The sequence below is a fragment of the Streptomyces pluripotens genome (genome assembly GCF_000802245.2).
Taxonomy (GTDB): domain Bacteria; phylum Actinomycetota; class Actinomycetes; order Streptomycetales; family Streptomycetaceae; genus Streptomyces; species Streptomyces pluripotens.
This window is the reverse complement of sequence record NZ_CP021080.1, coordinates 6,615,661-6,626,745: the sequence shown is the minus strand read 5'-3', so window position 1 is coordinate 6,626,745 and position 11,085 is coordinate 6,615,661. Positions and strand designations below refer to the sequence as shown.

Sequence of the window (11,085 nt, the reverse complement as noted above, 5' to 3'; positions counted from 1 at the left end):
TACGGACCACAGGTCGCGGACCGGTCGCGGACCGGCGTCGGGCACCGGTCCGTTCCGGGCTGGCGTGGTCACCTCCCCGTGACCACCGTCCCCGGGCCGCTGTGGCGGTCACACCCGAGGGCGTCTGCCGCGCGCGGCGGGACCACGGTCCGCCCGTCCGCTCAGGCCGGGACGAACTCGACCGGCACTCTCAGCGCCACCGTGTGCTTGCTGTTGTTGGCCCACGGCACCGGTCCCGTCAGCCGCACCTCGGCGACCCGGTCGAGCAACGTGTCGAACAGCGCGCGCAGTTCGAGGCGGGCCAGGTCTACCGCCAGGCAGCTGTGCGGCCCCCAGCCGAAGGCCAGGTGCGGGTTGGGGTTCCGGCGCACGTCGAAGGACAGGGGATCGGCGAACACGTTCTCGTCCCGGTTCGCCGACGCCCACCACAGCGTCACCTTGTCCCCCCGGCGGATCCGCGCGCCGTGGAACATGAAGTCCTCCGTGGCCGTTCGCCGGTTGTACGGCGTCGGCGTGGACCAGCGCATCATCTCTTCGACCGCGCCATCCAGCAGGGACCGGTCCGAGCGCAGCGCCTGCCACTGGTCCGGCCGCTCTGCCAGGGCGAGCAGGCCCACCGCGATCACGTTGCGGGTCGGCTCGCTCCCGGCCAGGGACAGCAGGTTGACGAACACCTCGCGCTCGTACTCGCGCAGCGGTGGCTGGCCGCAGCCCTCCGGTAGATCGCCGGCGGCGATCACGGACAGAAAGTCCTGCGCCGGGTTGGCCCGCTTCTCGGCGATCAGTTTGACGCCGTACTCGTACATCGCCAGCAGTGCGGCCTGGCTGCGCGAGGAGGACTCGCCGGACTCGCGGTCCTCGTAGCCCATCACCACCTCGGTCCAGTCCACGAACTGCTGCCAGTCCGGGCGCGGCACGCCCATCAGCGCGGCCATGACCTCGACGGAGAAGCGGCCGGCGACATCGTTCTGGAAGTCGCAGGAGCCCTGCTCCACGACCTGGGAGATGATCGCCTCGGCGCGTTCGGCGATGGCCGGCTTCAGCGCCTCCAGCACCGGACCGGTGACCGAGGGTGTGACCAGTTCGCGCAGCAGCCGGTGCCGCGGGTCATCCATCATGTTCAGCATCGCGCCGGAATAGGTGCCGGCAGGCAGGTCGTCGAGGTGGGTGCCGCCGCCCTCGCGGTCGCCACCGCCCTGGGAGGACAGCAGCGGACTCGCCGCGGCCTCGACCACGTCGGCGTAGCGGGAGAGCACCCAGAAGTCCTCACCATCGCGGGTGCGGCCGGGGGGGTGCAGCAGGACAGGAGCTTCTCGGCGGAGCCGGGCGAAGACCTCGTGCGGGAACCCGTCGCCGAACCGGTCCTGGTCGCTGAGGTCGAACCCACCGAGAACGGCGGGTAACTCGGTCTGGGGAGCCTCGGAGGCGCTTCGTAACTTCGGGACGGCGGGCTGTTCCAACGACATCAGCTCTCCATTTTCCTGCACTGACGCATCGGGGGGCGTCAAACGCATCAGCAGTGTCACCCGATCGTGGAAAAGCCGTCAAGCGGCTACCCGATCGGATCGGCGGTCCGTCCCGAGGTTTGGGGAATCCCTTAACCGGCCATGATGTTCCTAGGGGACCTTGGTCTCAACCAGCCCTGTAGACAGGCGTGTTGGCCGGTTACGGCGGGCTGCAGGCGACCTGAAGCCGACCATGCGGTCGTCCGTGGGACGGCGGGACCGCGTGCCAGCCGTCGGCCCCCGGCGCGGCACGAGGACCTCGCGGCAGACGTCCACCGGTCCGCGCACGACCACGAGCAAGTCGACCGCCGCCGCGACAACGGGCGCCGCCGCACCTCGGCCGCCGCCTTCCGCCTGACACGTCTGCCGTCCGTCACCGGATCTGACGACGGTTACCCGCCGCGACGCGGTGGCCCTGGCCGCGGTGTACCGGTACCGAGGCGGAGAACCCGGTGGTTCTTCCCGAGCAGCGTTCCCCGCCGGTGCTCACACGTGGACGCCCACGGACCACACCACCGGGGCGGTGGCTCGGGACCGACTGCCACGCCCGGCCGCGTCACAGCTTGGCACCGAAGTCCTGTGTCCACCACGGGCCTCCCGAGGCTTTGTGCACGCCCACACCGATGTCCTTGAACGCACAGTTGAGGATGTTGGCACGGTGGCCGGGGCTGTTCATCCAGGCGTCCATCACCGACTGCGGGGTCTGCTGGCCCCGAGCGATGTTCTCCCCGTACGTGGACCAGTGGTAGCCCGCTGCCGTGATGCGGTCCCCGGGTCCGGCGCCGTCCGGGTTGGTGTGGTCGAAGAAGTTGCGGGCGGCCATGTCGTCCGAGTGAGCCTGCGCTGCCTTCTCCAGTTGCGCGTTCTCCGTAACCGGACCGCAACCGGCGGTCGCCCGCTCCTTGTTCACCAGCGCGACCACCTGCGCAACGGTGTTCGCGGGAGCCGACTGCACCTGCGCGGCGCCGGCCGAACTCGGCGTCGTCCGGGGGGTCTGCCGAGGGACCGGAGTGCTCTTCCTGGCGGGCTTCGGGCTCTTGGAAGCAGTCGGACTCGCCGAAGCACTCGGCTTCTTGGAAGGACTCGCCTTCTTCGACTTCGACGCGGAGGGTGATGCGGACGTGGAGGCCGACGGCGAGGTCCCGGCGGAAGCGGACGCCGAGAGGTCCACGGTGGGCGTCCCGGCAGCGTCCGCTGCGGTGACCTGCTCGGAGCCGGTCCCGTAGTCCGTGATGAAGTACCACAGCCCGCCTCCCGCGACACACACGGCCAAGGCCGCGCCGCCGACGGCCCGGCGCCGGATCCGCCGGCGCCGGCGAGCCTGGCCCCGCGAGGTCGCCCGGCCCCGCCCGGCACGGTGTCCGCCTCCGCCTCCGGCGCCCGGTCCGGCGTGGCTACCGGACGCGGCGAGCCGGGTCGCCGAACCGGCCACAGGGGTCCCGCCGGAGGCGGAGCGGACTCTCGCGAGCAGTTCAGGCACCGCCGCGACCATCGCCAGGCCGGCCAGCAGTCCCTCCGCGGGCATCAGCCCGCTCCACAGGCCGGAGCAGCGCACGCAGCCTCGCGCGTGCCGGGCTATTCGCTTGCGCCACAGTGGTGAGGGCCGGCCGTCCCAGGAGACCAGCATGCCCCGCAGTTCCTCGCACGGCGGCTGCGCGTCGAGTGCCCGCACCACCACCCGGGCCGTCTCCAGTTGCGCCTTCATCCGCTGCACCCGGACCGCCGTGTGCTGTGGCGACAGCTCCAGAGCCGCGGCGACCTCGGCCCGGGTCAACTCGCCGGCGCACTCCAGCCACCAGAGCGACAGCAGCCCTCGTTCGTCGTACTCCAGCCAGCGTGTGGCGCGGGCGGTCTCCTGACGCTGTCCGGACAACTGCAGCTGCATCATGGTCAGGTCCACGAAGTCGGCGCCCGGGTCCGCGAAGTCCTCGGTGTCGTCCACGGCGTCCGGGGCCACCTGCCGGTTCTGCCAGTGCGTGCGAACCTGGTTCATCGCGATGGCCACCAGCCAGGGGCGGAAACCCCCGGGAGTCCGCAGGCCATCCAGCCCCTCAAGGGCGCGGAGCATGGTCTCCTGTACCACGTCGTCGACGTCGACCGACCCGTTCAGCGCCCGCCCCACGATGTTGTAGACCAGCGGAAGGTACACGCTGACCAGCGTGTCCTGGGCCTCCAGGTCGCCTTCCCGGGCAGCGGTCACCAGTGCCGCCGAATCCACCGTGTGCCGTGTACTCATCAAATGTTTCCCTGTCCTCGACGCCGAACGATGTTGTCCGCTGTATGGGAGACCGCTCGGTGAGCCCTGGATAACAGTTCTTCGGAAAATCACCCCCACGAGAGGTTCTCCGCAGAGGTCGGCGATCGCAATGGAGGACGTCACATATGCGGGCCGGCGCCCGGGGAAACAGGGGCGGCGCGGCCTCCGCCGGACCGACGAACCGGGCCCGGAGCGAGGGCGGCTCGTCCGGTGGCCGGCTCGGCCGAACCGGCCTCGGAAGGGTCACGGCGGTTTCACCAGCCGGTGCGCCAGCGGAAGGGCGACAGCATTTCAAGGAGTTGCCCGCCCGGCGCCACCCCGACGGGCGTGGCCGTGCCACGGCGGAGAAAGCGGGCGGGCGCCGCCGGGGAACCAGCGCGCGACCGCTCGCGGCGGCTCACCGCCGGACGGGCACTCGATCGGGGGGGATGCGGGCTGGCGCGGGTTCGGAAAGAGGCTCAGCCCTTGTCCTGTCCCCGCCCCGCGGCGCAGATCACCGAGGGGCGGGGGCCACTGTCGGGCGCGGGCGGTTGTCGAGCGCGGGCCGCGGCGTCAGTCCGCCGTGTCCGAGGTCCGGCGAGGCAGCTTCCAGTTCGGTCGCGGGAAGTGGCAGGTATAGCCGTTGGGGTAGCGCTGCAGGTAGTCCTGGTGCTCGGGCTCCGCCTCCCAGAAGTCGCCGATGGGCTCGACCTCCGTGACCACCTTGCCCGGCCACAACCCGCTCGCTTCGACGTCCGCGATGGTGTCCACGGCGACGCGGTGCTGCTCCTCGTCGCCGTAGTAGATGGCTGAGCGGTAGCTGCGCCCGAGGTCGTTGCCCTGGCGGTCCTTCGTGGTCGGGTCGTGGACCTGGAAGAAGAACTCCAGGACGTCCCGGTAGCTCGTGACCGTGGGATCGAAGAGGATCTCGATGGCCTCGGCGTGGTCGCCGTGATCACGGTAGGTGGCGTTCGGTGTGTCGCCGCCGCTGTAGCCGACGCGCGTGGACACCACGCCCGGCTGCTTCCGGATCAGCTCCTGCATGCCCCAGAAGCAACCGCCCGCCAGTACGGCTCGCTCTGTTCCCACTGTCATCGGTCGCTCCCCTGACTCTCCTGCCCGGCACCATCCTCGACGTGCCGGTCGCACAGCCACCCAGCTTATTGCCGCCCGCGGGCAACCGGCCAAGGGGCACCGTGGGACGTCGGGTCGTCCACCGCCGGGCGGAGGAAGGACGGTGACGTCGAGGACGTTGGCCCGTGGCCGGGCGAAACCCGGATTCCCTGAAGTGAACGGGCCGTTGGGCGGGGCGAGCCGACTGGCCGTCACGCGGGCGTGATCAGACGGCTGCGGGCAGGGCGGGTGCGCAGGGGGCTCCGCACCCGGCGGAGGCTGTCTTGAGGCGCCCCGGGAAGGCTGGGGACTGCTGCGTCCGATCAGCACCGCCTCTGGCACCGGTGCGTGCGCCGGCGCCCGCCCAGGCGAGCGCCGGCGCACGTTCCGGACGGGGTACGTCCGGCCCCGACGCACGGTGCGGCCACGGCGCCTTCGCGCGCGCCGCCGTCCGGACCATCAGACGGCGCCTCCGGCCGCGCCCGGCGTCGGGCCCGGAGCGATCGAGAAGGCGAGCACAAGTCCGTTGCCGGCGGCGTGCGCGGAGGTCAGCGCCACACCGTGGGGCAGCCCGGTGACGGCCACGGTCCGGGGTTCCAGCTGGTCCCGCAGCCCGGATGCGGCCGGCAGGGCGGCGATGTCATCGACCGCCATGGTGCGGCCCAGGACGTTCACCGTCGTAGGCGTGATGGTGAAGGTGTCCGGGGTGGTGGTCAGCTTGGCCCGCACGGTGACCGGCAGCCCAAGGCGGCCGACGCTTCCGCTGAGCGTCAGGTCGCCGCCCTGGGCAGCGGCCGTCAGGCCGTTGCCCAGCGCTCCCAGACGCCGGGTCACCTGGTCGTACCCGATGGTGGCGGTCCCGGTGCCGCCGGCGCTGTTGCCGTCCGTCGTGACGTCCTTCAACCGGACGGACACATCCATCACCGCGTGCTGACGGCGCACCCCCTTCGCGCTCACCTCGACGTCGCCGACCTCCCCGCCGAGGGTGCGCAACCCCGCGAGCGGCGTGGTGAGATCGGCGCGCACCGTCCCTTCCGGCTTCAGCCGGCGCGAAGCCTGGGTGACGATCCTCTCCTCGGCCCTGTGCTCGACCAGGAGGTCGGTCGCGCCGGTCAGAGCAGCCAGTGCCGCGGTGATTGCGGCGAGGACGCGGATCCTGTTGCGACGGTAACGGGTCACGTGGTCACTTGCTCCGAATCGATCGGTTGGGCGGGCTGGTGGGGCGATCAGGCATGCAGACGCGGGAGGATCCGGTCAAGTCGGCGGGGCATCCACCAGTTCGCCTTGCCCATGAGGAACATGGCGGACGGCACCAGGACGAGGCGGACCACCGTGGCGTCGACGATCACGCTGATCGCCAGCCCCAGGGCAAGCATCTTCACCACCACGGTCGGCGAGGCGGTGAAGGACAGGAACACTGCGGTCATGATGAAGGCCGCGGCGGAGATGACGCGGGCCGTCGCGGAGAGTCCCTCGCCGACCGCGACACTGTTGTCACCGGTGCGATGCCAGGCTTCGGCGATCCGGGACAGCAGGAAGATCTCGTAGTCCATGGACAGCCCGAAGACGATCGCGAACATCATCATCGGGACGTACGACTCGATGGGTACGGGCTCGGACAGCCCCAGCAGCGAGTCACCCCAGCCCCACTGGAAGACCACGACGAGCACGCCGTAGGACGCGGCCGTGGTGAAGAGGTTGAGCACGACGGCCTTGAGGGGGATCACCACGCTGCGGAAGACCGTCATGAGCAGGAGGAAGGCGAGGACCAGGACGATACCGATGACGGTGGGCAACCGTTCGCCGATCGTGTCGCGGAAGTCGGCCTGGCCCGCCACGCTTCCGGTGAGATAGGCCTTGGCGCCGGTGCCGTCGAGGGCCTTCGGCAGGGTTCGCGCGGAGAGGTCGTGGAGCAGGGTGCCGGTCGCGGCGTCCTGCGGGCCCGTGGCCGGGGTGACCGTGGTGACGAGGATCTTCCCGTCGCCGCTCGCCCGGACCGGGGTGAAGGCGGCCACGCCGTGGGTTTCCTTCAGAGCCGCGCTCACCTCGTCCGAGATCCGGTCCACGGGTGTGGAGGCTCCGCTCACGTCGATCACGGCGAGGACCGGGCCGTTCGCGCCCGCTCCGAAACCCTTCCCCTCGGCGTTCGCGATCCAGTCGTACGCGGTGCGGGTGCTGCTGCCGAGCCGGTCCGCACCGCCGTCGACGTGACCGAGGCGCATGGAGAGCAGGGGTGCGGAGCACACACCGAGGATGGCGAGGCCGACGGCCAGGAAGGTCCACGGCCGCCGGGAGACGAGTCCGGCGTAGCGGTGCCAGCCGTCATGCGCGCCGTTGCTCTCGGCGACAGGGCGGCCCAGCCGCAGCCGGTCGATGCGCCTGCCGACCAGGCCCAGGGCCGCCGGCACCAGGGTGAGGGCGGCACCGGCGGTCACGATGACGGCGAGGGTGGCCGCCAGCCCTATCTTGCCGATGAAGGTCAGCCCGCACGCGTACAGGCTCAGCATGGCGACGGCCACGGTCAGAGCGGCGATGAGGACGGCGCGTCCACTGGTACGCGCCGTGCGGGCCGCGGCCTCGACCGGATCGCGTCCCTCGATGAGGTCCTGGCGGAAGCGCGTCGTCAGGAACAGGGCGTAGTCGATGCCGACGCCCAGGCCGATCATGCCGGCCAGGGTCGTGGCGGAGGTCGCGAAGGTGAGGGTGGCGGCGACGATGCCCACGACACCGAGGCCGACTCCGACGCTGATCAGGGCGGTGGCCAGCGGCAGCAGCGCAGCGAGGACACTGCCGAAGGCGAGAAGCAGGATGACGAGGGCGGCTGCGACGCCCACGCCCTCACTCAGTTCGTCGTTGGCCGGTTCGCGGACCACTTGTTCGAGGTCTCCCCCGTAGGCGACACCCAGCCCTGCCGCTCGGGCGGGCTCCGTCGCCGCGTCGAGCCGCTCGGTGTAGTCGTGGCCGAGGTTCTTCAGCTGCTCGTCGAAGGAGACGGTGGTGTAGGCGGTACGTCCGTCGTTGCTGGTCACGGATGCCGAAGCGGCGGTGACGTGGGGCAGGTCGCGCAGGTCGGCAAGGGATCTACCGAGGGCGGACCGCTGGTCGGCCACGGTGCCGGAGCCTGCGTGGAAGACGACTTTGCCGCTGGGCCTGCCCGCTTGGGGCATGGATGCCGTGAGGAGGTCGGCACCGGTGTGGGAGGCGGTGCCGGGCAGGCTGATCCGGTCGCTGAAGGTGGGCGCGGCAAGGTGCCGCCCGGCCAGGGCGGCACCGAGGATCAGCAGCCAGACGGCGATGACCGTGACCGGATGCCGGGCGCAGAAGCCGCCGAGGCGACCGAGTCCGCCGGATACCGGGGTGGGATCCGCCGGTGGATGCGCGCCGGTCCGCACCTCAGGCCGCGTGTCGGCCGGCGCGGGAACGTGCTGTGAAGGTCTGGGCACCTTGCTCTCCAAAAAAGTGTCACGAGTGACACGAACTCTAGAGAAGAAGTGGCACAGATGACAATTGTCATTCATGACAATGTGCAGATGCGATGGCTCTCGCGTGACACGCGTGCCAATTGACAGCCGCGACACCATGCCGGAGGCTCGACCCATGCCGAGTGAGATCACCCCCACTGGACTGCGTGAACGCAAGAAGGAGGAGACACGGCGCCTGCTTCTGGAAGGAGCCGCGCACCTGTTCAAAGAGCGCGGCTTCGAGGCCACCACGGTTGCGGACATCGCCGCATACGCGAACGTCTCCGTACGCACGTTCTTCCGTTACTTCGAGACCAAGGAAGCGCTGCTGTTGCCCGACGGCGTCGAGGTCTTCGCCTACGTCGAGAACGCCCTCTCCGAGCGTCCGGCGGAGGAGGAGCCCCTGGACGCGGTGTGCAACGCCTTGCTGGAGGCGGCCAAGCCATTCGCGGCCTCGACCCTGACCGCCCTCAGCCACCCTCTTGAGGACATCGAGAACGTCGTCACGGCCCGTCTCGTGCAGGCGTTCTCCGACTTCGAGGAGCGGCTGACCGTCCTGGTCCAGCGCAGGCTTCCCCCGAACACGCCGGACGCCGACCTGAAGGCGGCCGTGATCGCCTGCGCCGCCCTCTCCGCGGTGCGCGCCGTACTGCGGACACGCCGGGCGCGCCGGGCGTCCGGCGTCACGGACACGGGCCCGGACACGGCGCCCCTCCTGCGGGCCTTCGGAATCCTGCGCGAGATCGGCTCTCCCGGGCGTCATTGACAGCGGGCGCGGAAGGGGTCCCGGGCCGGGGCCGGGCCTGGGACCGGTCGCCGGCACGGCCGTTCGCCGCGGCCGGGCCGGGGCCGGTGCTCGCCGTGAACGCGTCCCCGGGCCACATCGAGGGCGCGGGCGCATGCGTCCGTCCAGGCGTGACCCACCCACCGCGCAGCCGCACGGCGGCTCGGTCCACCACGCCCACGGTGACGCCCAGGTGTGCCGGCGGCGCCTTCGAGCAGCGACCGCGGACACCGCGGGCGCCGGCCTCGCGCTCACTCACCATCCACGGACGGACTCCACCGGCCTGCAGTTCTGCCACCTCCCGGCCAAGGGCCTGACCGGCGGCGTACTTCCGCACGCGGGGCGCCCTGGATATCGTCCCGGCCCAGGACCGCGTACGGCCCTCCTCTAGCGACGAGCCCGACCGCCTGCACGGCGGAAGGGCCGTCGCGAGCCCTCATCCCCACGGCCCGAAGGCCACGGCACCCTGGGAGAACAAAGGTGACCAGCACCGACACCGGCGCCGCAGGTTCCGGAGCGGACAGCGAGACGGCGCCACCGCCGTCGCTGTGGCGGAACTCCGACTACGTGGGCTGGTGGGTCGGGAACACGGCCTCCGCTTTAGGGACCAGCATCTCGGCCATCTCGTTTCCGCTGCTGATCCTCTACACCACCGGCTCGGTGGCCAAGGCCGGGACGCTCACCGCGGCCGGGCTGGTGAGCGCACTGGTCACCACACTGTGGGGCGGTGCGCTCGCCGACCGGGTCTCCCGCAAGGCCATCCTGGTCATCGCGCCCCTCGTCCAAGGTGCGGCCCTTGCGGCCGTCGCGGCCCTGGTGGCCGCCGACCGTCCGCAGCTCCCCCTTCTCGTAGCGGCGGCGACGGTGAGCGGCCTGGCGGCCGGGGTCGCCTCCGGTGCCACCGCTCCGGCGCTGCGGCGCATTGCCCGCAAGGACCAACTGGCCACCGCCACGGCGCAGGAGTTGGGCCGTGACCTCGGTGCCCAACTACTCGGCGGCCCGGTGGGCGGCTTGCTGTTCTCGCTCGCCCGCTGGTGCCCCTTCGGCATCGACGCACTCTCCTTCGGCGCGGCGTCGCTCGGCGCGGCGCTGATCCACCGGCCGCTGGGTCCCGAGCGCGAGGACCGGGTTGAGAACGAGCGCACGACGGTGCGTCAGGACATCGCCGCCGGGTTCCGGTTCGTCCGCGGGGAGCCCTTCCTGCGCTTCGTGGTGATGTGGGGGGCGCTGCTCAACACCCTCGGCCAGGCGTTCGCGCTCCTGTTCATCGCCCTGGTCAAGTTCCGCGGCGGCGGCCCCACCACGATCGGCCTGGTCAGCGCGGTCGCGCTGGTCGGCGGCGTGGTGGGCTCGGCGATCGGCCCGGCGGTCGCCCGCTCGGTCCGCGCCAAAACCGTCATCCGCACCGCGGCATGGGCGTTCGCGGGGGCGCTGGTACTGGTCGCGGTCGTCCCGGCACCATGGGAAATCGGTGCGGTGACCTTCGTGGCCATGCTGACCATGGTCCCGCTCAACGTCATGCTCCAGTCGTACATGGTTCGCCTGGTCCCGGACGAGTTCAGCGGCCGGGTCTCGGCGGTGAACCGTTTCGGCGTGCAGGCCCTGGAATGGACCGGGCCCCTGCTGGCCGGGCTGTTGGTCGCTCTGTTCGGAGTGCCGGGCGGGGCTGTCGCGCTGCTGGTGGGGCTGGTCCCGCTGGCCCTGGCCCTGCATCTGACCCGGTCCCTCGCCGTGCTCGACACACCACTCGACGAGTTGTCCGAGCTCCGCCCGGCCCACGAGGCGGGCTGAGCCCGGCACTGCCGGTGGCGGTGCCGCGAAGGTCAGAGTGGGCCGGGCAGCGTTCCGGCGACAGCACGGGCCCGACCTTGACCCGAGCACAGTGCCGCACGAAGGCCTGGACGTGGCACAGCATCCGGTACGCGTACCGCAGCCCCCACTGACCCGCAGCTATGCGGCGTCGGCCAGTCCGGCCAGCAGACGGAC

General features: G+C 71.2%; 7 protein-coding genes. 2 read left to right on the top strand and 5 right to left on the bottom strand.

Going from position 1 to position 11,085, the window contains the following annotated elements; genetic code table 11:
* Window positions 1-161: 161 nt before the first annotated feature.
* From LK06_RS29405 to LK06_RS29385, 5 genes are all read right to left on the bottom strand, one after another.
* Window positions 162-1,466: a cytochrome P450 gene (locus LK06_RS29405; protein WP_039648687.1), complete on the bottom strand. Its 1,305-nt coding sequence runs from the start codon at window positions 1,464-1,466 to the stop codon at window positions 162-164.
* Between the two features lie 595 nt (window positions 1,467-2,061).
* A complete protein-coding gene (locus LK06_RS29400; protein WP_039648686.1) occupies window positions 2,062-3,741 on the bottom strand; it encodes a sigma-70 family RNA polymerase sigma factor in 1,680 nt (559 codons plus the stop codon).
* A gap of 573 nt (window positions 3,742-4,314) precedes the next feature.
* Window positions 4,315-4,836, bottom strand: coding sequence for a peptide-methionine (S)-S-oxide reductase MsrA (msrA, locus tag LK06_RS29395; protein WP_039648685.1), 522 nt, complete (start codon window positions 4,834-4,836; stop codon window positions 4,315-4,317).
* A 477-nt stretch (window positions 4,837-5,313) separates the two neighbouring features.
* Window positions 5,314-6,033 (bottom strand): LmeA family phospholipid-binding protein, encoded by a 720-nt coding sequence (locus LK06_RS29390; RefSeq protein WP_039648684.1) that lies wholly within the window; start codon window positions 6,031-6,033, stop codon window positions 5,314-5,316.
* A gap of 47 nt (window positions 6,034-6,080) precedes the next feature.
* Complete coding sequence (locus LK06_RS29385; protein ID WP_234367539.1) at window positions 6,081-8,297, bottom strand: MMPL family transporter; 2,217 nt, start codon at window positions 8,295-8,297, stop codon at window positions 6,081-6,083.
* Between the two features lie 154 nt (window positions 8,298-8,451).
* Between LK06_RS29385 and LK06_RS29380 the strand changes: the two genes are divergently transcribed.
* Together LK06_RS29380 and LK06_RS29375 are read left to right on the top strand one after the other, a co-directional pair.
* On the top strand, window positions 8,452-9,081 hold the full coding sequence (locus LK06_RS29380) for a TetR/AcrR family transcriptional regulator (protein WP_052269721.1): 630 nt from the start codon (window positions 8,452-8,454) through the stop codon (window positions 9,079-9,081).
* Between the two features lie 498 nt (window positions 9,082-9,579).
* Window positions 9,580-10,890 carry an MFS transporter gene (locus LK06_RS29375; protein ID WP_052319048.1) on the top strand — a complete coding sequence of 437 codons (1,311 nt, stop codon included), beginning with the start codon at window positions 9,580-9,582 and terminating at the stop codon, window positions 10,888-10,890.
* The last annotated feature ends 195 nt before the right edge of the window (window positions 10,891-11,085 follow it).